Raw genomic sequence first — 15,192 nt, forward strand, 5'->3', positions numbered from 1 at the left:
ATATGAAAACTCTTGCCTTGGGAGCAGGGATATTCATCGTCGTTGAGCTGCTGCTCATTATGCTCTTGGCAGTGGATGAGTGGATCATGATTATGCTGGCTGCAGGTGTTATGATTACATTGTTATCTTTAATACTCCATTATCAGATGAAGCTGGTAAAGAGTGGCAGGGATTATGTGGTCCATCAAAAAAGACAAAAGATTCATGAACTGAATCAAAAGTCCAGAGAACATTTGCCATCCGAATCGGCATCGGAGTAAGCAGCGTAAACAAGAATAAAGCATGCGAGGAGGCACATCGTTGCGATATAAGGTTATATTATTCGATGCAGATGATACGTTGTATGATTATGCAAAGTCGGAGGCTTTTGCATTGTCAGGTTCATTTGGCGAGATCGATCAGGAATGCACGGCTGCTATCGTGGACAGCTACAGGCGTATTAACCAGCAGTTATGGAACGAATTCGAGCAAGGAAGCGTTACGCAGAGTGAACTGCGAACAGCCAGATTCGAAAGGCTGCTGGCCGAACACAGTATTGAATGTGACCTGGATGCCGATGCATTCAGTCATACCTACATTAAGTATCTAGGGCAGGGCTCATACCTGATCGAAGGGGCAAAAGAGCTATGCAGTCAGCTTGCGGAACGCGGGCAGCGAATGGCCATCATTACGAACGGAATCAAGGAAGTACAGTTTAACCGAATTCACGGTTCTGCGTTATGTGATGCCTTTGAATGTATTATCGTCTCGGAGGATGCCGGTTCTCAAAAGCCCCACGAAGGGATTTTTGATTATGCCTTCGATAAATTGAACTACCCCGATAAGAAGGAGGTCCTCATCGTTGGTGATTCTCTAACTTCCGATATACAGGGCGGCATTCGTTACGGGATTGATACTTGCTGGTATAACCCGCATCGCAAGGCGAACTCCACGTCCATTCAACCCAAGTATGAGATCCATACGCTGGAGGAGTTACACGATATTATATCGTTTTAGAGGATCGGTTTCGATGGGCAGGATGAATATGGAGGTATCATGATCATGATCCATTATAGACTTCTTCAGGAACAAGATTGTAAACTTGTGTTGGAGCTAATGGGGCGACATCCACTGCAATTTCCTGGCTTTGTCCAGCGATTGTATCCTGAAAGGTGGAATCTTTATTTAAAACATAAGGATGATGCGAAATACTGGGTGGCTGTTAGGGATACAGAAGATGTTGTGGGTCATGCTGGATACATATGGAATTCTGATCTGAAAAGATATGAAATTGTTGGTGTGGTGGTTTCTCCGTTATATCAACGGCAGGGAATTGGCGCCGGCATACTGGATGCCGTATGTGCAGGCATTCGGGATCGAGGCCATTTCACAGCCGTTTTATTCACCTTGGGTCACCCTGGGAATGAAGGTACTCTCAACTTTTACAAACGCCTCGGATACCAACAAACCCGTTACGAGCTTAATTATTTTGCCGAAGGGTATTCACGAGTAGGGTTTGAGAGAACGTTGTTGTCTACATGATTGGGAGGAAGGTGCTGGTGTGGTTCAATGCCCATGGTGTGCGAGCGATGTAGCTTTGATTGACCAGACGTGTCCGGTATGTAAACACGAGGTATTGCCTGAGCATCTGATATCTGGGCCGGATGAAGAGACAAGCGTCCAGAGTGATCCATTAACTGAAGCGGGCTGCCTCAGCATGGAGGAATTGCTGATCAGCAAATTCAATTGCCGACGCTGTGGTCATCGGGATTGCATCTCGCAGGAAGTTAGCATGAGCGGTACCGGTGTTAGCAAAATTTTCGATATCGATTATCACCATTATTTGTTCGTATCCTGCACCCGGTGCGGATTCGTAGAGGTATTCAATCCCGATGTCCTGCGGGGCCATAAATCCGGGGCGCTGGGAACGGTGCTGGATATCATATGGGGTTAAGCAAGAAACAATACAACAAAGGGGTATGAACATGATACAAGCTTTTATTTTCGACATGGATGGCGTCATTATTGATAGCGAGCCCATGCACTTTGAAGTGGATATTCAGGTTATGAACTATTACGGGTCGGCTATAACCCATGAACAGCTGGAGCAGTACGTGGGGATGACCAATCCGGAGATGTGGGCAGCCGTGAAAGAACAGCATAATCTGACTCCATCCGTTTCAGAAATTATTGAATACCAGTTGTCCAACAAAATCGAAATGCTGACTTCAAGTGAGATGGAGCCTATCGATGGCATACGGGAACTCCTGGCTGAGCTCAAAGCACGGAATATTCCGGCGGCTATTGCGTCATCATCGCCACCTGTATTCATTAAGGCCGTTCTCCGCAAGTTTGATCTGCTAGATCATTTTGAATGCGTTGTGAGTGGAGAAGAAGTGGAGAGAGGGAAGCCAGCACCGGATGTATATCTCAAGGCTGCCGAATTGTTGGGGGTGAAGCCACAAGATTGCATGGTGCTTGAAGATGCCCGCCATGGTGTTGCCGCAGCGAAAGCGGCAGGGATGAAATGCATCGGCTTCGTGAATCCGAATTCGGGAAATCAGGATTTATCCCAAGCCGATTATGTGGTGCATGCCGTTTCGGAAGTTGCGCAGATCTGCCAATTCGAATAGAATATTACCTAGAGCTTGGCCGCGAATTGCGGCTGGGCTTTTTTTTGTTTTACACCAAATGGACATAAACCCAACTTATTGATCATAAAACTCGTTTATACTATATCTACTATATTATATCTACTATTAGTATCTAGACCTAAGTCTAGGATGAATATCGTCTGAAGACGGAAGATAACCCTCTCCGATCATGATATCCTTGCATTAACAAGACACGGGAGAGGAATGTGAACGGATGCTTACTGATTTGATTCTAAACAACGATATCGCACAATATACGGGTTGCGTAGGTGGTAACCAAGCAGAGGAGATAAGGCCTGATGGATTTTTTACGTAATTTAGGCGATATCGGATTATTTATTCATGCCATGATCGATGCGATTATTTTTCCGATTCCGGCACTGTTCTCGCAGCTGTCCCTGAGCGCTCTGAGCCCGGACCGGGCGATCTGGCTCGCGACGATCGGATTTGCAGGGTGTTTGATTGGAACGCCTATCGGTTATGGAATTGGAAAAGTTTCCGGCAGTTTAGTCTTAAACAAGATCATGAAGAAAAAATGGTATGATTCAGCAACCGCATTGTTCACCAAGCATGGCGAAGCTGCCATACTTGTTGGAGCTTTCACGCCGATTCCCTTTAAAATATTTACCATTCTATCTGGCTGCATGAACTATCCTTTATGGAAACTTCTCAGTTATGCGGCTATCGGCCGCGCAGTGAAGTTCTATACCGTGGGCGTGCTGTTCTATGTTTACGGCCGTGCAGCTGAGAATATGGTGGATAGTGTACTCACGATTATTCTGGTGTCTGTTGGGATTCTGATCGGGGGCGTTTGGTTCACAGTACGGATGATTAAGAACCGCAAGAAAAAACGCTCTGAGACCTCAGTGGTGCAGCCTCCAAAAGATTCGATTGATGTGACGGCAGGTGAAGAATGATTGATGGTTCGATGATGAAGTTTTGATTAACGAATAAGCAACACATAACGTTAGATAAGGAGTAATATCAATGAGATCCATAAATGAGCAAAAAATATTAATATTAACCGGAAGCCTGGGAGAGGGTCACAACCAGGCGTCGAAGGCCATTGTGGAGTCAGCTAAAAAAAACTACCCTCATCTGCGCGTTAAAGTAATGGATTATATGGAGCTAACCCATCCACGGCTGCATGTGGCAGGCCAGTATTTCTTTGTGCAGTGGATGAAGCATTTCCCATCCGTCTACGGTTATCTATTTCAAAAAACACGTGAGGAAAACACCCTAATTCAGATGCTGAAGCGCTTCAGTACTTTCAGCCTGCATAAACTCAGCACAATGCTGGAGACGGAGAAGCCGGCAATTGTAGTCAGTACGTTCCCCCCGGCAGCAGCAGGCATGTCCTTATTGAAAGCAATGGGCTTTACCGATGTGCCAACGGCTACCGTCATGACGGATCACACGGATCACAGCTACTGGATACATTCTCACACGGATTATTATATGGTGGGTTCTGATGTCGTACAGCTTGCACTGGAGCGCAAAGGCGTGCCAAGTAAAAAAATCTCAGTCACCGGAATTCCCGTCAATCCTCTCTACAGCCAACCGGTGGATCAGGGCCGACTGCGAGATCATTACGGCATACATGCATCTGAGCAGGTTGTGCTGATCATGGGCGGAGGAGAAGGCATGATCGATAAAGAGGTTATCGAATGGATGAAATCACGGGAATACCCGCAGAATGTGCGATTTATAATCGTGTGCGGCCGTAACACGAAGTTGTATCAATCGCTGCAGGAGGATTTTTCGGATCATTCCCAAATAACGGTCATGGGTTATGTAGATCGTATGCATGAATTGATGGCGATGGCTGATTTGATGGTGACAAAACCAGGAGGACTCACCATATCCGAAGCGTTGACGATGGAACGTCCTATGTTATTAGTTAAACCGCTGCCGGGTCAAGAGCAGGATAATGCGGATTATCTGGTGGGAATCGGCGTGGCTCAGCAAGCCATGGCTGGTGAACTGAAACAGCAATTGCTGAAGTTGATTACGACTCCGGCACTTCTGCAGGAGATGAAGCACAAAGCCGCAATCAATACCCATAAAGATTCCGCACTATCGGTTCTGACCAGATTGCTCCATATTCAACAGAGCTATCGGCTTCGCGAATGGTCAGACGACATAACAGCTGTACCGTACGGGGTGCTAAACAGAGAGGTCTTTGAGAACGAGGCCCTACACCTTTACTATGACAGTTATCGGTAAGATGAAGGAGTTTATCCATGAATTTGTTTGAATTGGTTGAGCAGTTATTTGAACAATATGGTTATTTGGTGTTATTGATTGGGCTGCCCCTTGATTTTATTGCTCTTCCAATTCCTCCTGGAAACAGCACCTTAACCTACACCGGGTTCCTGACCTATAAGGGGATCGTTGAGATGGTCCCTGCATTTGGATCAGCTTTTATAGGGGCAGCCATAGGGTTAACCATTACCTATATCCTTGGATATAAGCTGGGGATGCCGCTCATAGAACGCTATGGAAAATGGCTCTTCATTAAGCCATCCCTTGTGGAGAAAACACAGGTGTATTACAACAAGTATGGAAATAAGCTGCTCATTATTTGTTTTTTCATCCCCGGGGTGAGGCAATTCATCGGGTGCTTTATCGGCATGATTCGAGTACCTTACCGGACGGTATGGATCTATGGATACACGGGGGTCGCAGCGTGGGTAATATCCTTCTTCAGCATAGGTTATATCTTTGGCGAGCAGTGGCAGTATATTCTGAATGTGGTCGAACATTATCTTAAGGTAATCTTTATCTGTCTGGCTTGTTCCTTTCTTATCCTGCTTGTGTGGAATCGCGTTAAACGTGAGAAAGCCAAAAAGCTCTCCAATGCCACCAGAAATGAATGAATGGCATGATTTGCATTTTAAAATAAAAGGTCTGCAGATTTGAATGCCCTTGCAACCGCTGCTTACAGCGTAGCTGCACACATACATAATGCGTTTAAAGAGATTTAGGTAAGTGATTGAATAGAATAAACAGGACATGGGAGGGAGAGTTATGAGCGAAATCATACCTTTATTCAGAGTATTCGATGAAATGAAGGCGAAAGAATTTTATATCCAATATCTTGGATTCACCTTGGATTGGGAACATCGCTTTGATGATTCCGCACCGCTATACATGCAGATATCCAGGGATTCGTTAAAAATCCATTTGACGGAGCATTATGGAGACTGCTCACCCGGCGCAGCCATTCGGGTGGACCTGGTAGGGATTGAGCATTTTCATGAACAACTGATTCAGAAAAATTATCCATACTCCAGACCTGGCATCGAGATCGCGCCTTGGAACAGTAAAGAGCTGTGTGTCATTGACCCATTCGGTAATAAAATCATTTTTTATGAAGAGTCGTAATCGATAGAGAAGCTAGGTTTAATCCTGAATGCGTTTTGGACGCTGCGTAACTGATCGGATCGAGGACATTGAAGTGCAGCAAGTAGAAGAACATAGAAGTATTCCAATGAAACGGCTCGGCTCGCATTAAGCGGACAGGCCGTTTTGTTTGGTTGTAGAAGTATTCATTCACGAGGTATCCCTGCCTGAGAAGCATACTGATAAATTCTGCTCAGTCCTTCCTCAATCTCTTCTGTTGTGAGGTTCCCGTACCCTAATACAATACCGGTTGGAGTGGAGGGGCTCGGCTTGGCGATCCTGTATTTCGAAATCGTTTCAGCTTGGAAGCCGTATGCAGCCGTATCATTCCAAGGAAGAAGAGCGTACGCTTTCGGATGAAAAGAGATCTGAAGATGCATGCCTGCCTCATCGCCCAGAATGGAAATATCATTACCGAATAAGTGCTGAAGCCGTTCCGTCATGAAATTCCTGCGTTTCTTATATACTTTCTTCATCTTATGGATATGTCGTTCCAGTTGGCCATCCAGAATGTACTGACTTAATGCCTTTTGAATGATAAAGGGTGTGTGCAAATTCAGTTTATCTTTCACTTCGGCAATGGTATTGATTAGACTCGGCGGAACAATTATAAATCCGATCCGAAGACTGGGCGACAAGGTTTTGCTAAACGTTCCCACATAGATGACTCTGGAAGGGGAGAGGGTCTGTAGAGGGGGTACAGGAATTCCCCGAAGACGGAACTCGCTATCATAATCATCTTCAATCACGAATGAGTCCGCTTCTTCAACCATCCGGATAATCTGATGTCTGCGTTGAATGGACAGCAGGCTCCCAGTAGGAAACTGGTGTGACGGTGTTAATAAAACAAGATGACCCGGAGTGATACTCGTAAGGAAGTCGATACGCATTCCGTTGAGATCGACTTCAACAGGGACAAGACGATAGTCCATCAGCTTAAAAATCTCTTGTGTAAAATCGATTGTTGGATCTTCTATGTACAAGGAATGAAATTTTGGAGCGAATGATTTGGCCAGGAGAAAAAAACCTTCGGAAGCGCCCGAAACAATCATGATTTGTTCGGCTGTGCATTGAATGCCCTTGGAGCGGTATACATATTCGCATATTGCGGACCGAAGCGATAAATCGCCTTGGACATGGCCGTAATTATGTTCTTCAGACAACGTACCTTCTGCTGCTTCTTTCAAGTATTTCGCCCAGATTTGCCTAGGGAACCATTTTTGGTCAGGAACCCCTGTCGCAAAATCAATGATTTGTTCACGCTCAGGTTTAGGCTGTGGCTGGACTGCCGCTCCGCTGGAAATTGTGGGAATACGCGAATCGGAAATGTGGAAGATTCCTTCGGCCACATAGGTGCCAGATCCTGCCCGACCATCCAGATATCCTTCGGCTATCAGCTGTTCATATACCTCGATGACAACATTGCGCGCAATTCCCCATTCCTTAGCCAAAACGCGAGTGGGAAGCAGTCTGGTTCCAGCCGACAGCTGCCCCGATTCGATGATCATTCGCAACTGCTGGCATATCTGACGCGTCACCGGTACCTTAGATTCACGGTCCACATAAATGCCGTACACGATTTTCCTCCTCTAATTGGTTCCTGTATAACAGCGAATATTGGATCTAATCATAAACCATTGTCCTTATTATAATGATGTTGAAGTGATCCGAAAAGGGAGGAAATGACATGAACAGGATGTTAGGCAGATCGGAAATATCCGTAAGTCCGCTTGGGTTGGGATGTTGGGCAATCGGTGGGGAATTTACGTTAGATGGCTTGCCGGACGGATGGGGGGAGGTCGATGAGTCTGAATCGATTGCAGGGATTCATGCAGCGTTAGAAAGGGGTGTAAACTTTTTTGATACTGCGGATGTATATGGAACAGGGCATAGCGAAGCGGTGCTTGGTCGTGCGTTGAGGGGAAGACGACACGAAGCGGTCATTGCTACCAAATTCGGATATACCTATGATGAGTCAACCAAGGAAGCATTCACTCGTCACGATGTAACACCAGAATATGTTCGTCATGCGTGTGAGAGGTCCCTGAGACGTCTTCAAACGGATTATGTTGACATGTACCAAATTCATGTAGGTGGTTTAAGTTTAGAGGAAATCGATACAGTCATCGATAGTTTGAATGAACTTCGTCAAGAAGGGCTGATCCGTACATATGGCTGGAGCACATGGGATGTAGCCAATGCCCAAATCTTCGCTCAAAAATCGGAAGCAGCTGCCATACAGCACGTATTGAATGTGCTTAGTGATGATAAGGAAATGCTCTCTCTATGTGAACGTTATGGTCTAGCCAGCATTAATAATACTCCTCTGGCTATGGGCCTCTTGAGCGGAAAATTTAATCATGATTCCAGATTCAGTGATCAGGATGTAAGGGGAAGCCGTCATGAATGGGTTACCTATTTTAAGAATGGTAAGGCGGTACCTTCGTACCTCCAAAAGCTTGAGGCAGTCAGAGAGGTCTTAACGAGCGGAAATCGAACTTTAGTTCAAGGGGCGCTTGCATGGATTTGGGGGAGAAGTCATGTGACGATTCCGATCCCAGGTTTTAAAACCAGGAAGCAGGTGGAGGAATTGATCGGGGCAGCTGCTTTTGGACCTTTGTCGGAGGCGCAGATAAATGAAGTCGAAGGAATACTAGGTTCGTCATGAATGGCGTTGGGTGTTGAAGAATAGGTCCGCCGGGAAACATCCGGGGGACTTTTTTGCTTGATGATCACGCTAAATATTTTTAATCATTCAAGGGTAGGCGTTATTTCTCATATACTTATGCAACCGAGTCGAAAACGAGGAGGTGAAATTAGCTGAGAAGAAAATGGGTTCTTCGGAAATCGCTCAGAAATAAGCCTAAACAGCGTGTACTTCAACGAAAAAAAATAATGAAAAAGATCAGTCGCCAAAAATCGCTTCGGAAAAATCGCTTGGTCATTTCAAGACAATCTCGGTCACATCATAGAAAGCAACGACATCATCATCACCATAAAAGAAAACGTGGGAAATGTATACGAAAAGTAGTTCTCGCTAGAAGAGGACCCAGAGGTATAACGGGAGCTCCGGGGGTCAGGGGACCTCAAGGACCCATTGGCTATAGCGGAGCAGATGGTGGTGCAGGAGCAACAGGAGCAACAGGAGCTACAGGAGCTACAGGTGAAGGATTAAATGGAATTGTCAGTTTTGATCCAGGATCAAGTTTATTCTATATGCAAGGGCAGGTCGTTACTTATAACGGCAGCACCTACCTTGCAAATGTCACTTCGCCTCAAGGCGTTCCGGGCATGTCGCCGGATTATACATTGCTTGCTGCTGCAGGCGCAGGCTTAAACGGGGTTATACCATTTGATCCAGCTCAAGGTCAGTCTTATCCGTTGGATCAAGTCGTGACATACAATGGTAGTACGTATTTGGTCAATGTCGCCAATCCCACGGGGATCCCCGGAGCATCGGCAGATTATACCTTGCTGGCGGCAGCCGGCATGAGCGGTGAGGTAGGAATAACAGGAGCGACGGGCCCGACCGGCGAAACAGGTGCTACAGGGATGACGGGTACCAGAGGAGATACGGGAGCAACGGGTCCAGCAGGAGCAACGGGTGTAACAGGGGTTGCTGGAGCTACCGGGGCAACGGGAGGAATCGGTCCGACTGGAGGAACAGGACCAACTGGCTTGACAGGAGCCACCGGGGCAACAGGTTCAGCAGGAGTCACCGGAGCTACGGGATTAACGGGTCCAACGGGAGTAACAGGTGCTACGGGAACCACTGGTGCAATCGGGGCAACAGGCGTTACAGGAGCAATCGGAGGCACGGGTTCAACGGGGGTAACCGGAGTTACGGGATTAACTGGTCCAACAGGCGTTACAGGTATAACAGGAAGCACAGGTGTCACAGGAGCCACCGGTCCGACCGGAGCCACAGGAGTTACGGGATTAACCGGCCCAACTGGCGTCACAGGAACAACAGGCGCAACTGGATTAACAGGTCCAACAGGAGCAACCGGCGTTTCAGGAACAACAGGAGTAACTGGATCAACGGGAGTCACAGGCCCAACCGGGGCAATAGGCCCGACTGGAATAACCGGAATTACGGGAGTTACTGGTCCAACAGGCGTTACAGGTCCAACAGGAAGCGCTGGTGTCACAGGAGCAACTGGGATAACCGGGGCAACAGGCCACACCGGTGTAACAGGCTCATCGGGAGTGACAGGTCCGACAGGCTCAACCGGGCCGATCGGTGTAACTGGTAACACAGGTTCAGCAGGAGTAACAGGCCCAACCGGCGCGACAGGAGCTGCCGGAGCGACCGGTCCAACAGGAGTTACAGGAACAACAGGAAGCGCTGGTATCACAGGAGCAACCGGTCCAACTGGGTTAACAGGAGTAACCGGAAGCACGGGTCCAACCGGAGCAATAGGAGCTACTGGTGTCACAGGACCAACCGGGATAACCGGTCCAACAGGAATAACAGGGATAACTGGGGTTACAGGTTCTACAGGCCCAACCGGCGTTACAGGAGCAGCAGGAGCCACCGGAGTAACAGGCTCGACTGGAGCAACTGGAACAACTGGAACAACTGGAACAACTGGAGCTACCGGAATAACCGGGCCAACAGGAATCATGGGTTTAACGGGATCTACGGGAGCGGCAGGTACTACAGGTTCAACGGGCCCAACAGGAGCAACCGGCTTTACAGGTCCAACAGGAAGCACAGGTGTCATAGGATCCACCGGTCCAACGGGTCCGATCGGTGTAACTGGTAACACGGGTTCAACCGGCCTTACAGGATCTACGGGCGCCATGGGTTCGACAGGACCAACAGGAGCAACAGGAGCAACGGGAACTACGGGTCCAACTGGTGCAACCGGAGCTATTGGCGCCACGGGTTCGACAGGATCCACAGGTCCTACTGGCGTTACAGGTGTAACTGGAGTCACCGGTCCGACCGGTGTAACCGGAGCAGCAGGAGTAACAGGCTCAACGGGAGTGACAGGTTCAACAGGAGCAACCGGGCCGATTGGTGTAACTGGTAACACGGGTTCAACCGGAGTAACAGGCCCAACCGGAGCGACAGGAGCCATTGGGGTAACAGGTGTTACAGGATCCACAGGTCCAACTGGTGTTACAGGCTCGATTGGTGGAACAGGGGCAACAGGCGTTACAGGAGCAATCGGAGCCACGGGTAATACAGGAAGCACTGGAGTTACAGGTTCTACAGGCCCAACCGGAGTTACGGGAGCAACAGGATCAACGGGTGTAACGGGCGCGACAGGAGCCATTGGTGCAACCGGCGTTACAGGTTCAACTGGCCTGACAGGTGCTACTGGAGTTACAGGTCCAACAGGAGGAATCGGGGTAACAGGAGCAACCGGTCCGACTGGGGTAACCGGAGGAACGGGAGCAACTGGTGTCACCGGAGTCACGGGATTAGCAGGTCCAACTGGCGTAGCAGGAACAACAGGCCCAACTGGATTAACAGGGGTAACGGGATCTACTGGCCCAACTGGTGCAACAGGTTCAACGGGTGTAACCGGTGTTACAGGAACAACAGGCATTACAGGTCCAACAGGAAGCACAGGTGTCACAGGAGCAACTGGGATAACCGGAGTAACAGGCTCAACGGGAGTAACAGGTCCGACTGGTGCCACAGGTTCAACAGGTGTAACAGGCGTCACGGGTTCAACGGGCCCAACAGGATCGACCGGTTCAACGGGGGTAACCGGCATCACAGGCTCAACTGGTGCAACGGGCACTACGGGAGTTACAGGTCCAACAGGAGGAAGTGGGGTAACAGGTGTAACAGGCCCGACTGGGGTAACCGGAGGAACAGGGGCAACTGGTGCAACAGGCTCAACGGGAGTAACAGGCCCGATTGGAGTAACAGGTGCAACCGGCGTTACAGGAGCAATAGGGGCCACGGGCTCAACAGGAGCCATCGGGGCAACCGGTGTTGCAGGAATAACAGGAAGCACTGGTGTCACAGGAGCCACCGGAGTAACAGGTCCAACGGGACCAATCGGTGCAACCGGAGCCACAGGTCCGACTGGAGGAACCGGAGTAACAGGCATCACGGGTTTGACGGGACCAACAGGTTCAGCAGGAGTAACGGGTGCTACAGGTGCAACCGGCGTAACAGGCCCAACTGGTGCAACAGGGTCAACGGGTGTTACAGGCCCGATTGGGGTAACCGGAGGAACGGGGGCAACTGGTGTCACTGGTGCCACCGGAGTTACGGGATTAGTAGGTCCAACTGGTATCACAGGAGTAACCGGGATAACCGGTCCAACCGGAGCAACTGGAGCTGTTGGCGCCACGGGTTCGACAGGAGTTACGGGAATAACTGGTCCAACTGGCGTAACAGGAACAACAGGCCCAGTTGGATTTACAGGGGTAACGGGATCCACAGGCCCAACTGGTGCAACTGGCTCAGCAGGAGTTACAGGTGTAACTGGAGTCACCGGTCCGACCGGTGTAACCGGAGCAACAGGAGCAGCAGGCTCAACAGGAGCAACCGGTCCGATTGGTGTAACTGGTAACACGGGTTCAACCGGAGCGACAGGAGCCATTGGGGTAACCGGTGTTACAGGATCCATAGGAGTCACCGGTCCGACAGGAGGAACAGGGGCAACTGGTGCAACAGGCTCAACGGGAGTTACAGGTCCAACAGGTCCAACTGGGTTAATAGGAGCGACCGGCCCGACTGGTGTAACTGGTAACACCGGGGCAACCGGAGTAACGGGCCCAACCGGCGCTACAGGATCCCCAGGCTTGACTGGTCCAACGGGAGTCACCGGTCCAACTGGAGTTACAGGAACAACAGGAAGCACTGGCGTCACAGGAGCAACCGGGTTAACTGGAGTAACAGGCCCGACCGGCGTTACAGGGGCAACAGGGGCAACTGGTGCCACCGGAGTTACCGGATTAACCGGTCCAACTGGCATTACAGGAGTTACGGGAGCAACAGGAGCAGCGGGAGTAACGGGCCCGACTGGAGCCATTGGTGCAACCGGCGTTACAGGTTCAACAGGTGCGACAGGAACTGCCGGAGTCACCGGTCCAACTGGTTTAACAGGAGGAACCGGAAGTACGGGTCCAACCGGAGCAATCGGAGCTACTGGTGTCACAGGAGCAACCGGAGTTACAGGATTAGCAGGGCCAACTGGTATTACAGGAGCAACCGGCATAACCGGTCCAACTGGAGTTACGGGAGCAATCGGTCTAACTGGTAACACAGGCCCAACAGGCCCAACTGGTGCAACGGGAGTAACAGGAGGAACAGGAGCCACCGGCCCTACGGGTTTAATTGGTGTAACTGGTAACACGGGAGCCACCGGTCCAACAGGCCCAACCGGCGTTACGGGGGCAACAGGAGCAACGGGCTCGACAGGAGCCATTGGTGCAACCGGCGTCACTGGAGCAACAGGAGCCACGGGTTCAACGGGGGTAACCGGCGTTACAGGTTCAACTGGCCTGACAGGTGCTACGGGAGTTACCGGTCCAACAGGAGGAATCGGTGTAACCGGTGTAACCGGTCCAACTGGCGTCACAGGCCCAACAGGCCCAACTGGTGCAACTGGCTCAACGGGAGTTACAGGTCCGACTGGAGCGACAGGTTCAACAGGTGTAACAGGCGCGATTGGTGCAACAGGTTCAACTGGTGCAACCGGCGTTACAGGTCCAACAGGAAGTACTGGTGTCACAGGAGCAACTGGGATAACCGGGGTAACAGGCCCAACGGGGCCGATCGGTGTAACTGGTAACACGGGGGCAACCGGTGTTACAGGATCCACAGGCTCGACCGGGTCAACGGGTGTAACAGGCGTTACAGGTTCAACTGGCCCGACCGGCCCGACCGGAGCCACCGGAGTTACGGGAGCAACCGGTCCAACTGGTTTAACAGGAGCGACAGGCCCGATTGGTGTAACTGGTAACACGGGTTCAACCGGAGTAACAGGCCCAACCGGCTCGACTGGAGCCATTGGAGTAACCGGTCCTACGGGAGGAACAGGGGGGGCAGGAGCAACTGGAAGAACTGGTTCAACCGGTCCAACCGGCTCGACTGGTCCAACGGGTGCAACAGGTTCAGCAGGAGTAACAGGCATAACAGGAAGCACTGGTGTCACAGGAGCTACTGGCCCAACAGGGGCAACAGGTGTAATTGGACCAACAGGACCAACGGGGTCTACGGGCGCAACGGGATCCACAGGCGCGATTGGTGCAACAGGCTCAACGGGATTAACTGGCCCAACCGGTGTAACCGGTCTGACTGGAGCAGCGGGTTCAACAGGAGCAACGGGTGTAACCGGTCCTACGGGAGGAACAGGGGGGGCAGGAGCAACTGGAAGAACTGGTTCAACCGGTCCAACAGGTCCGACGGGAGTAACCGGACCAACTGGCGTCACCGGACCAACAGGAGCAACAGGAGCAACTGGTCCAACGGGCCCGACGGGAACTATTGCTCTAGGTTATGGTTCCATTTATGGTTCCCCTACTACGTTAATCACGGTTGTTGACAATACACCTGTAGCTTTTACAACAGCAGGGCCTACCCTAAATACGACAACGAGCGTGGCACCAGGAACGATTACGGTTAATGCGGCCGGAGTATATATGGTGGACTTTGTAATAACCGTTCATCTAACCACAACCCCTACACTGTTGGCTTCGGCGAGTCGGCTTGTCAACTTCTTTGTGCAAATCAATGGCACTACGCAAGAACCGAGAAGTGTTTCCAGTTTTTCCATTGAAAATATCTCTGGCATTGGGGCAACGTTAGTAACCAATGGGGAAGCTTCAAAATCTTATTTAACTACTTTGAATAATGGCGATGTTCTGCGTATTATCATGAATACTTCGGGAGCAAACAGCTCTGCCACATATTCGGGGCAAGTGTTTAATGTCATTCGCATTTCGTAGTCAAAAATAGAATGATGGGGGGCGGCACATTCACTAAATGCTGCCTGTCTCCCTTTTTTCTCAAAAAGATTGCAAGCCATATCCATTATAATTCGAGAATTGAATCATTAAAAATTATTGAGGATGGGCATAGCAAATGCTCTTGGAAAATTATATTATGTAAATATAATTTCTAGCTCAGCAGCTGTAGCAGTTTATACAACATCTTCTATTAATAGAGAAGAAGTTCTTA

12 protein-coding genes are annotated in these 15,192 nt (G+C 49.8%); 11 read left to right on the forward strand and 1 reads right to left on the reverse strand.

The window, feature by feature from the left end; all coding sequences use genetic code 11:
• The first annotated feature begins 2 nt into the window (after nt 1-2).
• The 9 genes from WDY75_RS14040 (at nt 3) to WDY75_RS14080 (ending at nt 6,020) form a co-directional block, all read left to right on the forward strand.
• Nucleotides 3-260 (forward strand): hypothetical protein, encoded by a 258-nt coding sequence (locus WDY75_RS14040; protein WP_036637290.1) that lies wholly within the window; start codon nt 3-5, stop codon nt 258-260.
• A gap of 40 nt (nt 261-300) precedes the next feature.
• On the forward strand, nt 301-996 hold the full coding sequence (locus WDY75_RS14045) for a YjjG family noncanonical pyrimidine nucleotidase (protein ID WP_063480579.1): 696 nt from the start codon (nt 301-303) through the stop codon (nt 994-996).
• Between the two features lie 45 nt (nt 997-1,041).
• The gene (locus tag WDY75_RS14050) at nt 1,042-1,521 is read left to right on the forward strand and encodes a GNAT family N-acetyltransferase (protein WP_006210854.1); all 480 of its coding nucleotides are present in this window, start codon (nt 1,042-1,044) and stop codon (nt 1,519-1,521) included.
• A gap of 19 nt (nt 1,522-1,540) precedes the next feature.
• Nucleotides 1,541-1,933: a zinc ribbon domain-containing protein gene (locus WDY75_RS14055; RefSeq protein ID WP_197477184.1), complete on the forward strand. Its 393-nt coding sequence runs from the start codon at nt 1,541-1,543 to the stop codon at nt 1,931-1,933.
• Nucleotides 1,934-1,964: 31 nt separating this feature from the next.
• Complete coding sequence (locus WDY75_RS14060; protein ID WP_006210852.1) at nt 1,965-2,612, forward strand: HAD family hydrolase; 648 nt, start codon at nt 1,965-1,967, stop codon at nt 2,610-2,612.
• Between the two features lie 320 nt (nt 2,613-2,932).
• A complete protein-coding gene (locus WDY75_RS14065) occupies nt 2,933-3,550 on the forward strand; it encodes a YqaA family protein (protein WP_063480580.1) in 618 nt (205 codons plus the stop codon).
• 70 nt (nt 3,551-3,620) lie between these two features.
• A complete protein-coding gene (locus WDY75_RS14070; RefSeq protein WP_063480581.1) occupies nt 3,621-4,859 on the forward strand; it encodes an MGDG synthase family glycosyltransferase in 1,239 nt (412 codons plus the stop codon).
• A 17-nt stretch (nt 4,860-4,876) separates the two neighbouring features.
• Nucleotides 4,877-5,512: a DedA family protein gene (locus WDY75_RS14075; protein WP_063480582.1), complete on the forward strand. Its 636-nt coding sequence runs from the start codon at nt 4,877-4,879 to the stop codon at nt 5,510-5,512.
• Nucleotides 5,513-5,663: 151 nt separating this feature from the next.
• On the forward strand, nt 5,664-6,020 hold the full coding sequence (locus tag WDY75_RS14080) for a glyoxalase superfamily protein (protein ID WP_063480583.1): 357 nt from the start codon (nt 5,664-5,666) through the stop codon (nt 6,018-6,020).
• A gap of 164 nt (nt 6,021-6,184) precedes the next feature.
• Here WDY75_RS14080 and WDY75_RS14085 read toward each other — a convergent pair whose 3' ends face one another.
• Nucleotides 6,185-7,615, reverse strand: a complete 1,431-nt coding sequence (locus WDY75_RS14085) for a PLP-dependent aminotransferase family protein (RefSeq protein WP_063480584.1) — start codon at nt 7,613-7,615, stop codon at nt 6,185-6,187.
• Nucleotides 7,616-7,725: 110 nt separating this feature from the next.
• Between WDY75_RS14085 and WDY75_RS14090 the strand changes: the two genes are divergently transcribed.
• Together WDY75_RS14090 and WDY75_RS14095 are read left to right on the forward strand one after the other, a co-directional pair.
• Nucleotides 7,726-8,706, forward strand: a complete 981-nt coding sequence (locus WDY75_RS14090; protein ID WP_063480585.1) for an aldo/keto reductase — start codon at nt 7,726-7,728, stop codon at nt 8,704-8,706.
• Between the two features lie 548 nt (nt 8,707-9,254).
• Nucleotides 9,255-14,960, forward strand: a complete 5,706-nt coding sequence (locus WDY75_RS14095) for a beta strand repeat-containing protein (protein ID WP_063480586.1) — start codon at nt 9,255-9,257, stop codon at nt 14,958-14,960.
• Nucleotides 14,961-15,192: the final 232 nt, after the last annotated feature.

This window comes from Paenibacillus glucanolyticus (assembly GCF_037333485.1).
Classification (GTDB): Bacteria; Bacillota; Bacilli; order Paenibacillales; family Paenibacillaceae; genus Paenibacillus_AQ; species Paenibacillus_AQ glucanolyticus.